Source organism: Ruminococcus sp. FC2018 (assembly GCF_000621805.1).
Classification (GTDB): Bacteria; Bacillota; Clostridia; order Oscillospirales; family Ruminococcaceae; genus Hominimerdicola.
In genome coordinates this window covers 109,346-126,529 of the sequence record NZ_JHXH01000003.1, presented here as the reverse complement: position 1 = coordinate 126,529, position 17,184 = coordinate 109,346, and the positions used below count along the sequence as shown (strand labels likewise).

Genomic DNA, 17,184 nt, shown 5'->3' with positions numbered 1-17,184 from the left:
ACTACTGTGAGCGAAGAGAGAAACCTCAGAAAGACCAGAGTCGGTGTTGTAGTATCCGATAAGATGGATAAGACCATCGTAGTTGCTATCAAGGATAACGTTCAGCACCCTCTGTACAAGAAGATCATCAAGAAGACCGTTAAGCTCAAGGCACACGATGAGAAGAATGAATGCGGCATCGGTGACAGAGTAAAGGTAATGGAGACCCGTCCGCTGTCCAAGGACAAGAGATGGAGACTGGTTTCGATTCTTGAGAAGGCTAAGTAATAAGTATCGTGCAAAAGCACTTATATTTGAAAGGAGGAACGCACTGTGATACAGATGCAGACTTACCTTAAGGTTGCAGATAACTCCGGAGCTAAGGAGCTTATGTGCATCAGAGTTCTTGGCGGAACTCGCAGAAAGTATGCAAACATCGGTGACGTTGTCGTTTGTTCTGTTAAAAAAGCAACACCAGGCGGAGTTGTTAAAAAGGGCGATGTTGTTAAAGCAGTAATCGTTCGTTCAGCAAAGGGTCTTCGTCGTTCTGACGGAACATATATCCGTTTCGACGAGAACGCAGCTGTAATAATCAAGGAAGATAAGAACCCAAGAGGAACCCGTATATTCGGACCTGTTGCAAAGGAACTGAGAGAAAAGGATTATCTGAAGATCCTGTCTCTGGCTCCTGAAGTTCTTTGATCGGAGGTGTCGTAAATGAATAAGGTACACGTAAGATCAGGCGACACCGTCGTTGTTCTTTCCGGTAAGGATAAGGGCAAGCAGGGTAAGGTACTTCAGGTATCTCCCAAGGAAGGTAAGGTAATCGTTGAGGGACTTAATGTTGTAACAAAGCACGTTAAGCCCAGAAGACAGGGCGAGCAGGGCGGCATCGTAGAGGCTGAGGCAGCTATGTATGCAAGCAAGGTACAGCTGGTTTGCCCTAAGTGCAGCAAGCCTACAAGGATCGCTCACAAGATCCTTGAGGACGGCTCTAAAGTCAGAGTCTGCAAGAGCTGCAGCGAAGAAATATGATAAGGAGGAGTTAAACGATGTCAAGACTTAAAGAAGAATATGTGAACACCGTAGCTCCTGCTATGATGAAGAAGTTCAACTATTCAAACGTAATGCAGATCCCAAAGCTCGATAAGGTAGTCATCAACGTTGGCTGCGGAGCTGATAAGGATAACAAGAAGGTCATCGACGCTATCATGGCTGACCTTGCAGCGATCACAGGACAGAAGCCTGTAGTGTGCAAGTCCAAGAAGTCTGTTGCTAACTTCAAGCTTCGTGACGGACAGGTGATCGGCGTTAAGGTAACACTCAGATCGGAAAAGATGTATGAGTTTGTTGACAGACTTTTCAATGTTGCATTCCCACGTGTTCGTGACTTCAGAGGCATCAGCGCAAACTCTTTCGACGGCAGAGGAAATTACTCCACCGGTATCAAAGAGCAGCTGATCTTCCCTGAGATCGAGTACGATAAGATCGACAAGGTTCGTGGTATGGATATCAACTTTATCACTACCGCAAACACCGATGAAGAGGCAAAAGAGCTGCTCTCACTGATGGGCGCACCTTTTGCAGAGAAGTAAGAAGAGGAGGATATAAGTAATGGCTAAGAAGTCTATGATAAACAAGCAGCAGGCTGCGCCTAAGTATTCAACTCGTGCTTACAACAGATGTAAGATCTGCGGAAGACCTCATGCATATCTGAGAAAGTTCGGCATCTGCCGTATCTGCTTCAGAGAACTGGCTCATGAGGGTAAGATCCCGGGCGTTAAGAAGGCAAGTTGGTAAAGGAGGTTAACAAGCATGCAAATTACTGATACAATAGCAGATTTATTGACCAGAATTCGTAATGCAAGTTCTGCAAAGCACGCAACTGTTGACGTTCCTGCATCTAATATGAAGAAGTCCATCATACAGATCCTCGTGGACGAGGGCTATATCAAGGACTTCAAGATCATTGAGGACGGTAAGCAGGGTATAATAAGAATTACTCTTAAATATGACGAGAACAGAAATTCAGTCATCACAGGTCTTAGAAGAGTGTCTAAGCCGGGACTGAGGATCTACGCAAGCTGCGAGGATATGCCTAAGGTAATAAAGGGTCTTGGTGTTGCCATCGTATCAACATCCAAGGGCGTTATCACCGATAAGAAGGCTCGTGAGCTGAACGTGGGCGGAGAAGTTCTCGCATTCATCTGGTAAGGAGGACTAATGTTATGTCAAGAATAGGTATCAAGCCGATTAGTGTTCCTGCAGGTGTGGATGTAACAATTGCGGAAGGCAATCTGGTTACGGTCAAGGGACCAAAGGGAACACTCACCAAGAAGCTTCATGGTGATATGATAATCAAGAACGATGCAGGTGTGCTCACTGTTGAGCGTCCAAGCGAGGACAAGATGCACAAGTCACTGCACGGTCTTACAAGAACACTTCTCAACAATATGGTCGAGGGTGTAACAAATGGATTCACAAAGCAGCTGGAGATCGTAGGTGTAGGTTACAGAGGACAGAAGCAGGGCAAGAACCTGGTTCTTAACCTGGGCTTCTCCAATCAGGTAGTTATCGCTGAAACAGATACTATCAAGTTGGAGATGCCTGATGCAAACCACATCACAGTATCAGGCTGCGACAAGCAGGAAGTTGGTCAGTTTGCTTGCGAGATCCGTAAGAAGCGTCCACCGGAGCCTTATAAGGGTAAGGGTATCCGCTATGTCGGCGAGTACGTTATCCATAAGGAAGGTAAAGCCGGTAAGGGTGCTAAGAAGTAATAAAAGGAGAGAATTACTATGGTTAAAAAGCTTGACAAGGCTAAGGCAAGAGCCAAGAGACACGCAAGAGTCCGCAATAAGATCTGCGGTACTGCACAGTGTCCTCGCCTTAATGTATTCCGCTCCTCTAAGCATATCTATGCACAGATCATAAACGACGAGACAGGCGTTACACTTTGCGCAGCATCCTCAATGTCAAAGGATTTTGACGGCAAGGGCAGCAACAAGGAAGGCGCTCGCAAGGTCGGAGAGATGATCGCTTCAGCGGCTAAGGCAAAGGGAATCGAGAATGTTGTATTCGACAGAGGCGGATTCCTTTACCACGGACGTGTTCAGGAGTTAGCAGACGGAGCCCGTGAAGGCGGACTTAAGTTCTAAATAAGGAGGGTATACATTTGGCTTTAATAGATGCTTCAACATTGGAACTTAGCGAAAAGGTAGTTGCGATCAACAGAGTATCCAAGACCGTTAAGGGTGGTCGTATCTATAAGTTTGCAGCACTGGTTGTTGTAGGCGACGGAAACGGCACAGTAGGCTTCGGCATCGGAAAGTCCGGAGAAGTTCCGGATGCGATCCGTAAGGGTATCGAGGACGCTAAGAAGAATCTTATAAAGATCTCACTCAAGGGTACAACAATCCCTCACGAGATCGTTGGAAAATATGGCGCAGGCGCAGTTCTTATGAAGCCGGCTGCTCCCGGTACCGGTGTTATCGCAGGTGGTCCTGTGAGATCGGTAGTAGAGATGGCAGGCATCAAGGATATCAGAACAAAGTCACTTCGTTCAAACAATCCTTGCAACGTAGTAAGAGCTACACTTGCAGGTCTTGCTGCAGTAAGAAGTCTTGATGAGATCGCTGCAAAGAGAGGCAAGACTGCAAAAGAAATTGTAGGCTAAGGAGGAATAACAGATGGCAAACCTGAAAATCGAACTGGTCAAGAGCTTGAACGGTAGAAGCGCAAAGCAGATCGCCACTGCAAATTCTCTTGGTCTGAGAAAAATCGGTGACACAACAGATCAGCCTGATAACCCACAGACACAGGGTAAGATCAAGGTCGTATCTCACCTTATAAAAGTAACCCAAGCTTAAGCAAGGAGGTGCAATACAAATGAAACTGCACGAATTATCACCTATGCCCGGCTCAAACGTAGAGAGCAAGCGTAAGGGCAGAGGTCACGGTTCCGGAAACGGAAAGACAGCCGGCAAGGGTCACAAGGGACAGAAGGCACGTTCCGGCGGCTCGATCAGACCGGGCTTTGAAGGCGGTCAGACAGCACTGGCTCGAAGGATCCCTAAGCGTGGATTCAACAATATATTTGCAACAAAGTACGCAGTTATCAATGTTTCGGATCTTGAAATGTTCAACGACGGTATCACCGTTGACGCAGAGCTGCTCAAGGCAAGCGGACTTGTTAATAAGGAGCTTGACGGCATCAAGGTGCTTGGAAACGGCGAGCTTACTAAGAACCTTACCGTAAAGGCTGCCAAGTTCTCGGCAGCTGCCAAGGAAAAAATCGAAAAGGCAGGCGGGAAGGCTGAGGTGATGTAATTGTGATAGAGACATTTCGTAATGCCTGGAAAATACCGGACTTAAGGAAAAAACTCATATTTACATTCTTCATCATCGTCATATACAGAGTGGGCGGTACGGTCCCCGTTCCGTTCCTTGATTCAGCAGCACTCAAGAGCTGGTTTGAACAGAGCGAGAATACAGGTAACTTCTTCAGCTACCTGAACGTTCTGTCCGGAGGTAACTTCTCCAAAGCCACTCTTCTGGCACTGTCTGTTTCACCGTATATCAATGCACAGATCATTATTCAGCTTCTCACTTATGCTCTTCCTCCGCTGGAAAGACTTGCACACGAAGGTCCCGAAGGCAGGAAGAAACTGGACAAGATCACAAAGTATTTTGCTTTGCTGATCGCTATATTCCAGGGTTGGGCATACTACCTCACACTTTCAAAGGCAGGCGCAGTTGTTTATACAGACGGCTTCGCAAAGGTATTTGCAGAGATAGTTATTATCGCTTGCTTCACAGCAGGTGCTTCAATGACCATCTGGCTTGGTGAGGAGATCAACGCAAAGGGTATCGGAAACGGTATCTCAATGCTGTTGTTCGCTGGTATCATCGCAAGAGGTCCGGCAGCAGTTATCGGACTTGTACAGCTGATGCAGACCGGCAACGCAAAGAATATGATCCTCGTTCCGATCATTATCATTGTTTTCGTTCTGATGATCGCCTTTATCATCTTTATGAACGAGGCAGAAAGAAGAATACCGATCCAGTACGCAAAAAGAGTAGTGGGAAGGAAACAGTACGGCGGACAGAATACCTTTATTCCTGTCAAGATAGCAATGAGCGGCGTTCTGCCTATCATCTTCGCTATGGCGTTCGTTTCACTTCCGTCAACACTGGAAATGTTCATCAAACCAAACCCGGGCTCGTTCTATGACAAGTTCCTGAGCTGGTTCAGATATACACATCCTGTGTACGCTATAATTTATTTCCTGCTGATAATCGGATTTAACTATTTCTATGTTTCAATGCAGTATAATCCTGTTGAGATAGCTAACAATCTGAGACAGAATAACGGCGGCATCCCCGGAATCAGACCCGGTAAACCCACATCCGATTATATCAAGAGGATCCTGGGCAAGATCACATTGGTGGGCGCTATATTCCTGGGCGTAATAGCTATATTCCCTATCATCTTTACAGCTATCACAAAGATGAACATTGCAATGGGCGGTACTTCCATCCTTATCGTTGTGGCAGTTGCCCTTGAAACAGTTCGTACAATGGAGTCCCAGATGATGATGCGTCATCACAAGGGCTTCCTGGAATAACCCCCGAGTTTTTGTAAGGCAGTAGATTTTGAAAATGGATAATTCAAAATAAGCTTTGTGCAAGCCACAGGGCAAAACCTATAAAACCACGAAAGGAGGATATATCCTTGTTTACAGGGATATAGTTAAAGTATGAACATTATTCTTTTAGGCGCTCCCGGTGCCGGAAAAGGCACTCAGGCAGAGGTTATGTGCAAGGAGCTTGGTATCCCTACCATCTCCACAGGTAATATGCTCCGTGCAGCTGTAAAGGCAGGCACAGAGTACGGTCTTAAAGCAAAGGCTGCAATGGATGCAGGTGCGCTGGTGTCCGACGATATCGTTATCGGTATTCTCAAGGACAGGATCGCAGAGCCTGATGCACAAAACGGTTTTATTCTCGACGGTTTCCCAAGAACAGTTCCTCAGGCTGAGGCTCTGGATAACATGGGCGTTCAGATCGATAAGGTCATTGAGCTTGCTGTTGAGGATGAAAAGATAAAGAGCAGACTTTCAGGCAGAAGAGTTTGTCTGGACTGCGGCGCAACCTATCACGTTGTTACCAAGGCTCCAAAGGTCGAGGGCGTGTGTGATGTTTGCGGAAAAGAGCTTGTTATCAGAAAGGATGACGAGCCGGCAACAGTGATCAGCAGACTTGAAACATATCACAAGACCACCGCTCCGCTGGTAGATTACTACTCCAAGCAGGGCAAGCTGGTAACAGTTCATGGTACAGATTCCGTAGCAGAGACCAACGACCTGGTGCTTGCTGCACTCAAGGGCTAAGGCGCTGCATAGAAAGGTCAAAAAGGCATAAATAATGATATGTGTCAAATCCAATAAAGAAATAGAGAAGATGCGTAAGGCGGGACAGATCACCGCCGGCGCTATCCTCGCTGCGGGCGAAGCGTTAAGACCGGGTATGACTACCCTGGAGCTTGACAAGGTCGTCCACAGATATATCACCTCCCACGGTGCAAAGCCAAGCTTTCTTGGCTATGGCGGATTTACAGGCTCTGCTTGTATCTCCATAAACGATGAGGTGATACACGGGATACCCGGACCGAGAAAGATCCTTGAGGGAGATATCGTTTCGGTGGATGTGGGAGCCTATATCGACGGCTACCACGGGGATTCCTGCAAGACCTTTGCCTGCGGAGAGGTCTCCGATGAGGCTAAGGCACTTATGAAGTCAACCGAGGAAAGTCTGTATCTTGCAATAGATATGGTAAAGCCCGGCGTAAGGCTGGGAGATCTCGGTGCGGCTATCGCAAAGTACAACGAGGATAACGGTTACTCCGTTGTGAGAGAATTTGTCGGACATGGGGTAGGAAAGGTTCTTCATGAGGATCCGGAGGTCCCTAACTACGGCAGAGCAGGACACGGTATCAGACTTGTGGCAGGTATGGTCATCGCCATCGAGCCTATGATAAACCAGGGGACTGCAAAGGTGTATCAGCTGGACGACGGCTGGACAATCAAAACCGCAGACGGCAAGCTCTCAGCTCATTTTGAGCATACGATCGCTGTTACTCAGGACGGTGCGGTCATTCTGACCAGACCGTGAGAAGGGTAAGGCATCGTGGAGATCGTTAAAGGCTCTTTGGTAAGAGCGTGCGCAGGTCGTGATAAAGGCTTCCTTTTCGTTGCAGTGGGAGTTCACGACGGTTTCGTTTATATAAGCGACGGCAGAACAAGGAAGCTTGAAAAGCCAAAGCGGAAAAATCGAAAACACATTTCACCTATGCACGTAACGATCAGCACCGAAGAGCTGACAAATAAAAAGTTAAGAAAACTGATAAGTCAGTACATGACCCAGTCTGACTTTCAGCAGACCGAAAACCTTTGAACGAGGAGGTATTTTAATGTCAAAGGAAGATGTTATCGAGCTTGAAGGCACAGTTGTGGAGGCACTGCCGAATGCAACATTCCAGGTAGAGCTTTCTAACGGTCATAAGATCCTTGCCCACATTTCCGGCAAGCTTCGTATGAACTACATTAGGATCGTTCCTGGGGATAAGGTAACGGTCGAAATGTCACCGTATGATCTGACAAAGGGCAGGATCACCTGGAGATCCAAGTGATCAATATCCCCAAGGTCAGAATGATGCAGATGAATCAAGAGGAGGTATTTCAATGAAAGTAAGACCTTCAGTTAAGCCTATTTGCGAGAAGTGCAAGGTTATCAAGAGAAAGGGCAAGATCATGGTGATCTGCCAGAACCCAAAGCATAAACAAAGACAGGGCTAACAAACCAATAATGGAGGTGCAGCTAAACAATGGCTCGTATTGCTGGTATCGACCTGCCAAGAGATAAAAGAATAGAGGTAGCTCTTACTTATATCTACGGCATCGGTCAGAAGACTGCTACAAAGATCGTCAAAGAAACAGGCGTTGATCCGGACACTCGTGTCAAGGATATGAACGAGGACGATGTAGCAAAGCTTCGTGAATATATTGATCATAATTTGACAGTTGAGGGTGACCTCAGAAGAAATGTGGCTCTTAACATCAAGAGACTTACAGAGATCGGCTGCTATCGTGGTATCCGTCACCGCAGAGGACTTCCTGTACGTGGACAGAGAACCAAGACAAACGCAAGAACTCGTAAGGGTCCTGTTAAGACCATCGCTAACAAGAAGAAGTAAGGGAGGGTGTGAACAATGGCTCAACCTAAAAAGAAGGTAACGACTATCCGTCGCCGCCGTGAAAGAAAAAATATCGAACAGGGACAGGTTCATATCCAGTCTACTTTCAACAACACTATCGTAACCATTACCGATATGCAGGGCAACGCTATCTCATGGGCATCTGCAGGCGGACTTGGATTCAGAGGCTCAAAGAAGTCTACTCCATTCGCTGCACAGACAGCTGCCGAGACAGCTGCAAGAGCTGCTAAGGAGCATGGTCTGAAGATAGTTGAGGTTTATGTAAAGGGACCGGGTGCAGGACGTGAAGCTGCTATCAGAGCACTCCAGTCCGAGGACCTTGAGGTAAGACTTATCAAGGACGTTACCCCAATTCCTCATAACGGATGCCGCCCGCCTAAGAGAAGAAGAGTATAATCACAGTTTGAGTTATCAGTTTACTCAAAGTCAGATAAGCATTTAAGCTAAGATCTGATACATCATTAAAAACGGAGGAATTTACTATGGCAGTAAATAGAGAACCAATACTCAAGAGATGTAAGGCTCTTGGTATCAGCCCAATGGTTATGGGCGTTGCTAAGGAAACCAAGCGTGATCCTAACGCTAACAAGAGAAGAAAAGTATCCGAGTACGGACTCCAGCTCAAGGAGAAGCAGAAGCTGAAGTTTATCTATGGTATGCTGGAAAAGCCTTTCTTCCACTATTTTGAGCTTGCTCAGAAGATGGAAGGTCAGGCAGGTGCAAACCTTATCACACTTCTTGAGTCCAGACTTGACAACATCGCTTTCAGAATGGGCATGGCTATGACCAGAAGAGAAGCACGTCAGCTGGTAGTTCACGGACATTTTCTTGTTAACGGCAAGAGAGTAGACATTCCTTCTTACAGAGTAAGAGTAGGCGATGTTATCTCCCTGAAGGAAAATAGCAAGAAGAGCGAAAAGTTCAAGCAGATCATCGAGGCAACGGCAGGAAGAACCACTCCTACATGGCTTGATGTGGACAAGGAAAAGCAGACCGCAAAGGTGACCCGTCTGCCCGTTAAGGAAGACCTTGACTACGAGATCGAGGAGCATCTGATCGTCGAGCTGTATTCTAAGTAATACACACAGTCCTATGGTTCAAAAGCTTGTGGGAAATATTCTCATAAGTTTTTGCCGGACATGGCGAAACCTAAACACATCAACCGAATAACAACAAACAGTTAGAACACAGGGAGGGTTTTAAATGCTTGAAAAAATAGAGAAGCCTAAGATCGAAACGCCTGAGCTTCGCCCAAACGGAACCTATGGCAAGTTTGTTTTAGAGCCGCTGGAGCGTGGCTATGGTATCACTCTCGGAAATAGTCTGAGACGTGTACTGCTCTCCTCATTGCCGGGTGTTGCCGTTACATCTGTAAAGATCGACGACGTACACCACGAGCTTTCAACTATCCCGGGAGTAAGAGAAGATGTTACAGAGATCATTCTCAACCTCAAGGGACTGACCGCAAAACTTTATTGTGAAGGACCAAAGACCATCTATATCGAAGCAGAGGGTGAATGTGAAGTTACCGCCGCAGACATCAAGGCTGATTCCGAGGTAGATATACTGGTACCGGATATGCATATTGCAACACTGGGTGCAGGTGCAAAGCTCTTTATGGAAATAACGATCGACAGGGGTCGTGGATACGTTTCCGCTGAAAAGAACAAGAGCCTTATGACAAATGCCCCCATCGGTGTTATCGCTGTGGACAGCATCTATTCGCCGGTATTAAAGGTGAACTATACTGTGGACAATACCCGTGTAGGACAGATCACCGATTATGATAAGCTCACCCTTGAGGTATGGACCGACGGTACCATATCTGCAAAGGAAGCTGTATCAATGGCAGCCAAACTCCTCAACGAGCATCTAAATCCATTCGTGGATCTGTCAGAGGAAGTCAACGTAGTTGAGATCATGGCAGAAAAAGATGATAAGAGCAAGGAAAAAGTTCTTGAGATGACCATTGAGGAACTTGACTTATCTGTGCGTTCTTTCAACTGTCTCAAGCGTGCAGGAATAAACACGGTCAACGATTTGATCGAAAAGTCCGAAGAAGAAATGATGAAGGTCAGAAACCTTGGAAAGAAATCTTTTGAGGAAGTTAAGGCTAAGCTTCATTCTTTGGGGTATGAACTCAGTTCGGAAGACGATAATTAATGTAAGGAGTGAAAATCTATGCCAGGCACAAGAAAACTGGGAAGGACTACTGACCAGAGAAGGGCAATGCTCAGAGCAATGGTCACATTTCTTCTCGAAAACGGTAAGATTGAAACAACTGTAACAAGAGCTAAAGAAGTAGCTGCAATGACCGAGAAAATGATAACCCTCGGCAAAGCAGGCGATCTTCATTCAAAGCGTCAGGTATTTTCTTATGTAACCAAGGAAGGCGTTGCAAAGAAGCTTTTTGACGAGATCGCACCTTCTTACGAAGGACGCAACGGTGGTTATACACAGATCATCAAGATCGGTCCCCGCCGTGGCGACGCTGCTGAAATGGCTATTATTAAGTTGGTTTAATATCAATACAATGATCAAAGGGAAGTCTCAATTTCTGAGGCTTCCTTTTTTGTTATCCTCTTTTGCAGCACCGGCGGCAATATTAAAATAATAGTGGTTGATTTTTTCAGGGGAATATTGTATAATGTTGGTGTTTGGAGGATTTTTTAAATGATATTTTTGTTTTTGCTGCCGCCATATCTGGCGGTTACTATATATTTGCTCGTGAGATTTTTCCACTGGCTGAAAAACTGTAACCACAGGCTGGCATGGAAAAGATTTAAGATACCCTTTACGGTGGTCTATATAGCATTGGTACTTTCGCCCCTGCTGGCATTTGTGCTGCCAAGGAACCTTTTTGCCATTGTGGTGAGAAGAATATCCACATACTGGATGGGCGTGCTGCTGTACAGCGTTATCGCTGTGGGACTGTTTGAGGTGCTGCATCTTATCGCAAAGCACACAAAGCTGAAAAATACCAGGCTCTTTTCCAGAGGCGGAAAGATAACCGTAGGGTCTTTGCTTACGATCCTTACCGTGCTTGTGTGCATTTTCGGAGGCGTAAACGCAAGAAATATCAGAACGACCAAGTATGAGGTGAACGTAAATAAAAGCTGTGAGGGCATAAGCGATATGAACGTAGTCCTTGCGGCAGATCTTCACCTTGGCTACTCCATTGGCGTGAACCAGATGAAGGTGATGGTGGACAAAATAAATGAACAGGATCCGGACCTTGTGGTTATTGCAGGGGACATCTTTGACAACAGCTATGACAGCCTTGACGACCCGGAGGGGATCAAGGAGCAGTTTCACAGAATAAAAAGCAAGTACGGCGTTTATGCCACAATGGGAAACCATGACATCGAAGAAAAGATACTTATGGGCTTTACCTTCTCCTGGGGGGAGTCACCAGCATTGTCCCGTCAGATGCAGGACTTTGTTGAGGACTGCGGAATAAAAGTGCTTTATGACGATCACGTGCTTGTGGACAACAAGTTTTATCTTGTGGGCAGACGGGACAGAGATAAGCCAGGCACCGATGACGGAAGCAGAGCATCTATTGCAGAGCTGACAAAGGATCTTGATAAAACAAAGCCTGTATTTGTTATTGCCCATGAGCCGGACGAGCTTCAGGAAACTGCGGACGCAGGAGCGGACATAGATTTCAGCGGACATACCCACGACGGACAGCTGTTCCCTCTGACGGTCATAGTGAGAAATATATGGGAAAATCCATGCGGCGTGCTCCAAAAGGGGGATATGACAAGCGTGGTAACATCTGGCATGGGTGTTTACGGACCGTATATGCGTGTGGGCACCCGTGCGGAAATATGTTCGGTAAAAGTCAGATTCAAAGGATAGAACAAATCGGAGAAGGGCTATATCTGCGTAAAGGGGAGAGGTGTGATGAAAAGCAATAAGGCTAAAGCGGTGAGCGCAGTTGCATCTGCAAGACGGCGCACGGGCATCATCAGCGGTACGATCATAATCCTTGCCTTTGTGGCAGCTGTGATCGTGGCGGTGTACTTTGTGCTTGACCAGAATACAAGTATAAGCCGCCAGAATGTCTATACCATGAACTCCCAGCTTTCCAACGGGATCCAGAGCAGACTTGAAAAAATGGAAGAGGTCACCACCCGAGTGATCCAGAGCGAGAGTTATAAAAATTTTGAAGAGTCGGTCTATAAAGGCAATAGCAGAAACTATGATATCCGTATGGAAAACGAATTGAAAGAGTTTATGCTGTATATGAGCACTACGGATAATTATAACGACTTTTTCCTGCTGTATGACGACAACCATACTGTGGGCAGAGTGTCAAACGCTACCAACAGTTCTTTTGAAAATGATATATATTCCAAGCTCAGCGGCTATCTTAAGGATCAGCAGAAGCTTTGGCTCACAGGAGTTAAGGGGGACTATGACAGATTGTATTTCGTGCGCCGGCTTAATTCGGGAACGATACTGGCAGGATCCATTTTTACAAATGCCCTGAAATCTGTTTTCCCGGAAAATGATGCAAAGCATCTTAGCTTTATACTGGTGGACGACGGCGGAAACGAGATATTCTCCGTGAACAGGTCCTCCGTTACGGACGAAGCTGTGAAAAATCTGAAAGCAGTGTGGAGCGACGGCGAGCCTGTGGCAGTGGATAGTCTGAAGTATGCCGCAAGCTCTGCAAGGTGTGCAAACAACTGGCACATTATCTCGGTAAGTGATTTTTCATCACGAAACAGCCGCTATCTGAGAATACTCATATATTGCACAAGTATCCTGGGTGTTGCGGTGGTGATAGTGTTCTTTGTGGGCTTACTGCTTTCGTCGTCAAAAATGCCGGATAATATAATCTACCGTGGACATTATTCTACCGAGAGTATTGATAAGCTCACCGGGCTTATAATGAATGAAGCACTGGAAAATGTGATCGTAGAAAAAATAGACAGATGTATAAACGGAACCACCATGGTGCTTATGCTTGTGAGCATTAAGAATTACGACCTTATAAATGAAAACTACGGAGAAAATGCTGTGGATGAAGCTCTGGTAAAGGTCTCGGGAGTGCTGCGTGAGTTTTACGGAAAGAAAAACACCGTGGGCAAAACAGGTGAAAACGAGTTTGCCGTGCTTGCGGACTTTACCGATTTTGACCTTTTCAAAGCCCATGACAGAATAAAGGATAACGCACGTCAGCTGGAGGGAGAGCTTGATAAGCTGGAGCTGGAAAACGAACGTGGAATTATAATGTGTGCCGTGGGCGCAGCCATATATCCCGACGACAACGACGATTACGACGTGCTCTACGAGCAGGCAAAGACCGCCCTTGAGGACAGTATGAAGACCCGTGCCTGCAAGTGCAGGTTCTATAAGGACCTTCCTAAGGAAAAACAGGGAGATAAGTGATACAAAGGGGGAAACGGACATGAAAAAACGAGTGTTGAGCATTCTGATCGTGTTTGCTGTTCTTGTGTCCTTTTCCTCTTGTGAACTTGTGGATCAGACTAACGTCACCAAGCAGAGCCACAATACCGGCATATCCTTCAGCTGGTGGGGCAACGATATGAGAAGCAAGTACACCCTGGAGTCGATAAAAATATTCGAGAATAAAAATAATATCGTTGTAAAGCCCAGTTACTGCGAGCTCTCCGGATATAAAAGCTGGCTCGATGCAAAAATCATCTCCGATGAGATACCGGATGTTATGCAGATAAACTACAACTGGCTGTATGAGTATAACTCACAGGGATACGAGTTTTATGACCTTGAGACTTTGAAAGACGAAATAAGACTTGATAATTACACCCCACAGCAGCTTGATCTGGGAAGGGTCAACGGTAAGCTCCAGGGGATACCTATTTCCCTTAACAGCATAAACTTTTTCTATAATACCAATACGCTGAGAAAGTACGACATTGCTGTGCCCACCACATGGGATGAGCTTTTCCTGGCGGCACAGAAGCTGAAAAAAGAGGGAGTATATGTGCTTGAAATGGGAGAAAAAGCTTTCTGGCTGAGCTGTGTGGCATATGCCGAGCAAACAACAGGCAAGCCTCTTTTTGACAGCTCAAACCATATGCAGTATACAGCGCAGGACTTTAAGATAATGCTGGAATTCGGCAGGAAGCTGCTTGACAGCGGCGTTACCCCCCGTCCCGACGGTTTCAGACATACAGACTTTTTTAACGGTAAAACGGCAGGACTGGTATGCTGGATATCGGACGCAAAAAGCTATTTCAACGATAACTCCGGAGTAAACGCCCGGCCGGTGAATATTTCCCTTGGGGATCTTATTACCGTAAACAAAGGCAAGTCCATAGGGTGGTATAAAAAGCCAATGGCTCTTTACTGCATAAGCAAGAATACCAAGGAGCCGCAAAAGGTTGCGAAATTTGTGGACCATCTGCTCAACAGCGAGGAAATGGCAAAGCTTCAGGGTACCGAAAAAGGCATACCTCTGAGCAAGTCAGCCCAGGAGGTGCTTGAGTCAAGGGATATGCTCAGCGACCTTCAGGCGGTGGCGGACAGAAAAATGAACGCCGATACCTCAATAAAAGCAATGAGCAGTCACCTGGAGAACGAAAGCTTTTTCAAGCTGTTTTTGTCAAAATGCTATGATGTGACATATAATGGCTCTGACCCTGCGGAAAAGAGTGAGGAGTTTGTGAAGGAGATAAGATCCATCAAGGTGCTCTTCAAATGAGAATGATGATGTTTTTTGTATGGTGAGTGCTTGACAATTTCCCTCTGCGGTGATATAATCTTAGTATATTTGAAAGACTTTGACGGAAAAGGTGTAAGGGCAGTGCCTTTCAGAGAGCGGCGGGTCGGTGCAACGCCGTAAGGAAAACCCATGCAGGATCATTCCCGAGTCGGTCTGCCGAAATAAAGTAAGCGGGCACGGTAACTCACCGTTATGGAGTTTGAGCGGCAGAGAATACGGATTTTCTGCAATCAGAGTGGTAACACGGAGAAACTATGTCTTCGCCTCTGTAATAGAGGCGGAGATTTTTATTTTATTAAAAAGAGGTTGGAAATATGTTGACATTAGACAAGGTTTTTGACGCATCAAAGGTTCTTAAAGAGGTCATCAGACCTACCGCCTGCATCTATGCGCCCCAGATCAATCCCCAGGTGCATACCTACCTGAAAACCGAGAATCTTCAGGTTACAGGATCTTTTAAGGTGAGAGGCGCTTATTACAAGATATCTCAGCTCACCGAAGAGGAAAAATCCCACGGTGTTATTGCCTGCTCCGCAGGAAATCATGCCCAGGGCGTTGCTCTTGCCGCTACAAAAAACGGCATCAGCTCCGTGATCTGCCTGCCTGACGGCGCACCTATCTCCAAGGTAGAGGCTACAAAGAGCTACGGCGCACAGATCTGCCTTGTGCCCGGAGTTTACGACGATGCCTATGCCGAGGCAATCAGACAGCGTGACGAAAAGGGCTATACCTTTATCCACCCGTTTGACGACGAAAATGTTATCGCCGGTCAGGGAACTATCGGTCTTGAGATACTTAACGAGGTATCCGACTGTGATGTGGTAGTTGTACCGGTTGGCGGCGGCGGACTTATCTCAGGCGTTGCCTTTGCCATTAAACAGCTCAGACCAAGCATCAGAGTTTACGGCGTCCAGGCAACAGGTGCACCTTCAATGGTGGAATCCCTTGAAGAGGGGAAGATAAAGTGCCTTGACAATGTCCACACCATTGCAGACGGTATCAAGGTAAAGGAGCCGGGTGTGAACACGTTTGAGTACTGCTCAAAGTATGTTGACGGCATGGTAACAGTTACCGACGATGAGGTTTCCTCGGCAATACTCCACCTGATAGAGAACCAGAAGCTTATTGCTGAGGGCGCAGGCGCAGTTTCCGTTGCGGCTGTAATGTTCAATAAAGTCCCTGATATAAAAGGCAAGAAGGTAGTCTGCCTTGTTTCCGGCGGAAATATCGACGTTACTATCCTTTCAAGAGTTATCAAGAGAGGTCTGCTCAAGTCCGGCAGAAGCGACACGATGACCATTCAGCTTGAGGATAAGCCGGGTCAGCTCAAGGGCGTTTCGGCTATCATCTCCGACATGGGAGGAAACGTTGTTTCTATCCACCACGAAAGAGCAAGCGAGGACAGCGACATTACCGACTGCCTGCTTCGCATTGTGCTTGAAACAAGGGATTACGAGCACATCAAGGAAATAAGACAGTCACTTGCCGATAACGGCTTTAAGATAGTTAATAAATAAGATAAAGGAGTAATGTAAAATGGCACAGACGATCTACACAAAAAATGCCCCGGACGCTATCGGACCTTATTCGCAGGCAAAGGTAGTTGGAAACCTTGTTTTCACATCGGGACAGATAGCTATCGACCCCGCAACAGGAAATGTTGATGCGGCAACTATCCAGGAGCAGACACATCAGGTATGCAAGAACCTGAAAAACCTCCTTGAGGCAGCAGGCAGCGACATCACCAAGGCTGTCAAGACAATATGCTTCCTCAAGAATATGTCAGACTTTGCAGCTTTCAACGAGATCTACGGTGAGTATTTCACCTCAAAGCCTGCACGCAGCTGCGTAGCAGCAAAGGAGCTTCCAAAGGATGTTCTTGTTGAGGTCGAGGTCATCGCAGAGCTTTAAAACTGATAACAGAAAAAAACAGACAGTGCTTTTGTGTAAGCATTGTCTGTTTTTTGTGTTAGTGCTATGCTGTTTTTTTGAGGGCAACCCTCTTGAAAAGAATTTTTCTTAGATTCTCTCGGTGCCCTTACTCATTTTCGGCGGTCGGGAGCAAAGCTCCCAGCCGCCGAAAATCAATAAAAGGTTTCTGAAAGGGGGATAAGCGACCTTTGGTCGCTTGCGAGGATACCCGTCGGGTATCCTCGGGGGGAACAGAGTAACCGTTACCACGGTTACTCTAAAAAAATGGAGAAGTCAA

At 46.4% G+C, this 17,184-nt stretch carries 27 protein-coding genes and 1 other annotated feature; all 27 genes read left to right on the top strand.

All coding sequences use genetic code 11. The annotated features are described in order from the left end of the window. Positions 1 to 6 precede the first annotated feature (6 nt). The 27 genes from rpsQ to T494_RS0102935 all read left to right on the top strand — a co-directional run bounded on the left by rpsQ (position 7) and on the right by T494_RS0102935 (position 16,886). Positions 7 to 267, top strand: a complete 261-nt coding sequence (gene rpsQ / locus T494_RS0103065) for a 30S ribosomal protein S17 (protein WP_028505025.1) — start codon at positions 7 to 9, stop codon at positions 265 to 267. A 45-nt stretch (positions 268 to 312) separates the two neighbouring features. Further along, entirely contained in the window at positions 313 to 681 is a 369-nt protein-coding gene (rplN, locus tag T494_RS0103060) for a 50S ribosomal protein L14 (RefSeq protein ID WP_028505024.1), read from the top strand. 15 nt (positions 682 to 696) lie between these two features. After that, positions 697 to 1,014 (top strand): 50S ribosomal protein L24, encoded by a 318-nt coding sequence (gene rplX, locus T494_RS0103055; RefSeq protein WP_028505023.1) that lies wholly within the window; start codon positions 697 to 699, stop codon positions 1,012 to 1,014. Positions 1,015 to 1,031: 17 nt separating this feature from the next. Next, positions 1,032 to 1,574 carry a 50S ribosomal protein L5 gene (gene rplE, locus T494_RS0103050; RefSeq protein WP_028505022.1) on the top strand — a complete coding sequence of 181 codons (543 nt, stop codon included), beginning with the start codon at positions 1,032 to 1,034 and terminating at the stop codon, positions 1,572 to 1,574. 19 nt (positions 1,575 to 1,593) lie between these two features. Beyond that, complete coding sequence (locus T494_RS0103045; RefSeq protein WP_028505021.1) at positions 1,594 to 1,779, top strand: type Z 30S ribosomal protein S14; 186 nt, start codon at positions 1,594 to 1,596, stop codon at positions 1,777 to 1,779. A 15-nt stretch (positions 1,780 to 1,794) separates the two neighbouring features. Then, positions 1,795 to 2,193: a 30S ribosomal protein S8 gene (gene rpsH, locus T494_RS0103040; protein WP_028505020.1), complete on the top strand. Its 399-nt coding sequence runs from the start codon at positions 1,795 to 1,797 to the stop codon at positions 2,191 to 2,193. Positions 2,194 to 2,207: 14 nt separating this feature from the next. After that, the gene (rplF, locus tag T494_RS0103035; protein WP_028505019.1) at positions 2,208 to 2,759 is read left to right on the top strand and encodes a 50S ribosomal protein L6; all 552 of its coding nucleotides are present in this window, start codon (positions 2,208 to 2,210) and stop codon (positions 2,757 to 2,759) included. A gap of 18 nt (positions 2,760 to 2,777) precedes the next feature. After that, on the top strand, positions 2,778 to 3,137 hold the full coding sequence (gene rplR / locus T494_RS0103030; RefSeq protein WP_028505018.1) for a 50S ribosomal protein L18: 360 nt from the start codon (positions 2,778 to 2,780) through the stop codon (positions 3,135 to 3,137). Positions 3,138 to 3,154: 17 nt separating this feature from the next. Continuing rightward, positions 3,155 to 3,655, top strand: a complete 501-nt coding sequence (rpsE, locus tag T494_RS0103025) for a 30S ribosomal protein S5 (RefSeq protein WP_028505017.1) — start codon at positions 3,155 to 3,157, stop codon at positions 3,653 to 3,655. A 13-nt stretch (positions 3,656 to 3,668) separates the two neighbouring features. Continuing rightward, positions 3,669 to 3,848 (top strand): 50S ribosomal protein L30, encoded by a 180-nt coding sequence (gene rpmD / locus T494_RS0103020; RefSeq protein WP_028505016.1) that lies wholly within the window; start codon positions 3,669 to 3,671, stop codon positions 3,846 to 3,848. A gap of 19 nt (positions 3,849 to 3,867) precedes the next feature. Continuing rightward, positions 3,868 to 4,308, top strand: coding sequence for a 50S ribosomal protein L15 (gene rplO, locus T494_RS0103015; RefSeq protein ID WP_028505015.1), 441 nt, complete (start codon positions 3,868 to 3,870; stop codon positions 4,306 to 4,308). A 2-nt stretch (positions 4,309 to 4,310) separates the two neighbouring features. After that, positions 4,311 to 5,606 carry a preprotein translocase subunit SecY gene (gene secY / locus T494_RS0103010; protein ID WP_028505014.1) on the top strand — a complete coding sequence of 432 codons (1,296 nt, stop codon included), beginning with the start codon at positions 4,311 to 4,313 and terminating at the stop codon, positions 5,604 to 5,606. Between the two features lie 132 nt (positions 5,607 to 5,738). Then, entirely contained in the window at positions 5,739 to 6,371 is a 633-nt protein-coding gene (locus tag T494_RS0103005) for an adenylate kinase (RefSeq protein WP_028505013.1), read from the top strand. A 34-nt stretch (positions 6,372 to 6,405) separates the two neighbouring features. Then, the gene (gene map, locus T494_RS0103000; RefSeq protein WP_028505012.1) at positions 6,406 to 7,152 is read left to right on the top strand and encodes a type I methionyl aminopeptidase; all 747 of its coding nucleotides are present in this window, start codon (positions 6,406 to 6,408) and stop codon (positions 7,150 to 7,152) included. 15 nt (positions 7,153 to 7,167) lie between these two features. Beyond that, on the top strand, positions 7,168 to 7,434 hold the full coding sequence (locus tag T494_RS12125; RefSeq protein WP_242836373.1) for a KOW domain-containing RNA-binding protein: 267 nt from the start codon (positions 7,168 to 7,170) through the stop codon (positions 7,432 to 7,434). 16 nt (positions 7,435 to 7,450) lie between these two features. Continuing rightward, complete coding sequence (gene infA, locus T494_RS0102990) at positions 7,451 to 7,669, top strand: translation initiation factor IF-1 (protein WP_028505011.1); 219 nt, start codon at positions 7,451 to 7,453, stop codon at positions 7,667 to 7,669. A 52-nt stretch (positions 7,670 to 7,721) separates the two neighbouring features. Then, entirely contained in the window at positions 7,722 to 7,835 is a 114-nt protein-coding gene (rpmJ, locus tag T494_RS0102985) for a 50S ribosomal protein L36 (protein WP_028505010.1), read from the top strand. Positions 7,836 to 7,864: 29 nt separating this feature from the next. Next, entirely contained in the window at positions 7,865 to 8,233 is a 369-nt protein-coding gene (gene rpsM, locus T494_RS0102980) for a 30S ribosomal protein S13 (RefSeq protein ID WP_028505009.1), read from the top strand. Between the two features lie 15 nt (positions 8,234 to 8,248). After that, entirely contained in the window at positions 8,249 to 8,650 is a 402-nt protein-coding gene (gene rpsK / locus T494_RS0102975) for a 30S ribosomal protein S11 (protein WP_028505008.1), read from the top strand. A gap of 86 nt (positions 8,651 to 8,736) precedes the next feature. Continuing rightward, a complete protein-coding gene (rpsD, locus tag T494_RS0102970) occupies positions 8,737 to 9,333 on the top strand; it encodes a 30S ribosomal protein S4 (RefSeq protein ID WP_028505007.1) in 597 nt (198 codons plus the stop codon). 124 nt (positions 9,334 to 9,457) lie between these two features. Beyond that, positions 9,458 to 10,417 (top strand): DNA-directed RNA polymerase subunit alpha, encoded by a 960-nt coding sequence (locus tag T494_RS0102965; RefSeq protein WP_028505006.1) that lies wholly within the window; start codon positions 9,458 to 9,460, stop codon positions 10,415 to 10,417. 18 nt (positions 10,418 to 10,435) lie between these two features. Beyond that, complete coding sequence (gene rplQ / locus T494_RS0102960) at positions 10,436 to 10,777, top strand: 50S ribosomal protein L17 (RefSeq protein ID WP_028505005.1); 342 nt, start codon at positions 10,436 to 10,438, stop codon at positions 10,775 to 10,777. A 150-nt stretch (positions 10,778 to 10,927) separates the two neighbouring features. Beyond that, positions 10,928 to 12,118 (top strand): metallophosphoesterase, encoded by a 1,191-nt coding sequence (locus tag T494_RS0102955; protein ID WP_028505004.1) that lies wholly within the window; start codon positions 10,928 to 10,930, stop codon positions 12,116 to 12,118. A gap of 45 nt (positions 12,119 to 12,163) precedes the next feature. Next, complete coding sequence (locus tag T494_RS0102950) at positions 12,164 to 13,657, top strand: diguanylate cyclase (RefSeq protein WP_028505003.1); 1,494 nt, start codon at positions 12,164 to 12,166, stop codon at positions 13,655 to 13,657. A 19-nt stretch (positions 13,658 to 13,676) separates the two neighbouring features. Continuing rightward, positions 13,677 to 14,954 (top strand): ABC transporter substrate-binding protein, encoded by a 1,278-nt coding sequence (locus tag T494_RS12120; RefSeq protein ID WP_051539966.1) that lies wholly within the window; start codon positions 13,677 to 13,679, stop codon positions 14,952 to 14,954. 70 nt (positions 14,955 to 15,024) lie between these two features. Then, positions 15,025 to 15,246 (top strand) — a binding site (T-box leader). Positions 15,247 to 15,289: 43 nt separating this feature from the next. After that, positions 15,290 to 16,492 (top strand): threonine ammonia-lyase, encoded by a 1,203-nt coding sequence (gene ilvA, locus T494_RS0102940; RefSeq protein WP_028505002.1) that lies wholly within the window; start codon positions 15,290 to 15,292, stop codon positions 16,490 to 16,492. Between the two features lie 19 nt (positions 16,493 to 16,511). Beyond that, positions 16,512 to 16,886, top strand: coding sequence for a RidA family protein (locus T494_RS0102935; protein WP_028505001.1), 375 nt, complete (start codon positions 16,512 to 16,514; stop codon positions 16,884 to 16,886). The last annotated feature ends 298 nt before the right edge of the window (positions 16,887 to 17,184 follow it).

What these genes read in the sequence shown, in the direction of transcription:
- ilvA (WP_028505002.1), top strand. Translation starts at nt 15,290, where the DNA reads ATGTTGACATTAGACAAGGTTTTTGACGCATCAAAGGTTCTTAAAGAG.
- rplX (WP_028505023.1), top strand. Translation starts at nt 697, where the DNA reads ATGAATAAGGTACACGTAAGATCAGGCGACACCGTCGTTGTTCTTTCC.
- rpsH (WP_028505020.1), top strand. Translation starts at nt 1,795, where the DNA reads ATGCAAATTACTGATACAATAGCAGATTTATTGACCAGAATTCGTAAT.
- rplF (WP_028505019.1), top strand. Translation starts at nt 2,208, where the DNA reads ATGTCAAGAATAGGTATCAAGCCGATTAGTGTTCCTGCAGGTGTGGAT.
- map (WP_028505012.1), top strand. Translation starts at nt 6,406, where the DNA reads ATGATATGTGTCAAATCCAATAAAGAAATAGAGAAGATGCGTAAGGCG.
- T494_RS0102955 (WP_028505004.1), top strand. Translation starts at nt 10,928, where the DNA reads ATGATATTTTTGTTTTTGCTGCCGCCATATCTGGCGGTTACTATATAT.
- rpmD (WP_028505016.1), top strand. Translation starts at nt 3,669, where the DNA reads ATGGCAAACCTGAAAATCGAACTGGTCAAGAGCTTGAACGGTAGAAGC.
- rplO (WP_028505015.1), top strand. Translation starts at nt 3,868, where the DNA reads ATGAAACTGCACGAATTATCACCTATGCCCGGCTCAAACGTAGAGAGC.
- T494_RS0102935 (WP_028505001.1), top strand. Translation starts at nt 16,512, where the DNA reads ATGGCACAGACGATCTACACAAAAAATGCCCCGGACGCTATCGGACCT.
- rpsM (WP_028505009.1), top strand. Translation starts at nt 7,865, where the DNA reads ATGGCTCGTATTGCTGGTATCGACCTGCCAAGAGATAAAAGAATAGAG.
- T494_RS0102965 (WP_028505006.1), top strand. Translation starts at nt 9,458, where the DNA reads ATGCTTGAAAAAATAGAGAAGCCTAAGATCGAAACGCCTGAGCTTCGC.
- T494_RS0103045 (WP_028505021.1), top strand. Translation starts at nt 1,594, where the DNA reads ATGGCTAAGAAGTCTATGATAAACAAGCAGCAGGCTGCGCCTAAGTAT.
- infA (WP_028505011.1), top strand. Translation starts at nt 7,451, where the DNA reads ATGTCAAAGGAAGATGTTATCGAGCTTGAAGGCACAGTTGTGGAGGCA.
- rplE (WP_028505022.1), top strand. Translation starts at nt 1,032, where the DNA reads ATGTCAAGACTTAAAGAAGAATATGTGAACACCGTAGCTCCTGCTATG.
- rplR (WP_028505018.1), top strand. Translation starts at nt 2,778, where the DNA reads ATGGTTAAAAAGCTTGACAAGGCTAAGGCAAGAGCCAAGAGACACGCA.
- rpsD (WP_028505007.1), top strand. Translation starts at nt 8,737, where the DNA reads ATGGCAGTAAATAGAGAACCAATACTCAAGAGATGTAAGGCTCTTGGT.
- rplQ (WP_028505005.1), top strand. Translation starts at nt 10,436, where the DNA reads ATGCCAGGCACAAGAAAACTGGGAAGGACTACTGACCAGAGAAGGGCA.
- rpsK (WP_028505008.1), top strand. Translation starts at nt 8,249, where the DNA reads ATGGCTCAACCTAAAAAGAAGGTAACGACTATCCGTCGCCGCCGTGAA.
- T494_RS0102950 (WP_028505003.1), top strand. Translation starts at nt 12,164, where the DNA reads ATGAAAAGCAATAAGGCTAAAGCGGTGAGCGCAGTTGCATCTGCAAGA.
- T494_RS12120 (WP_051539966.1), top strand. Translation starts at nt 13,677, where the DNA reads ATGAAAAAACGAGTGTTGAGCATTCTGATCGTGTTTGCTGTTCTTGTG.
- rpmJ (WP_028505010.1), top strand. Translation starts at nt 7,722, where the DNA reads ATGAAAGTAAGACCTTCAGTTAAGCCTATTTGCGAGAAGTGCAAGGTT.
- T494_RS0103005 (WP_028505013.1), top strand. Translation starts at nt 5,739, where the DNA reads ATGAACATTATTCTTTTAGGCGCTCCCGGTGCCGGAAAAGGCACTCAG.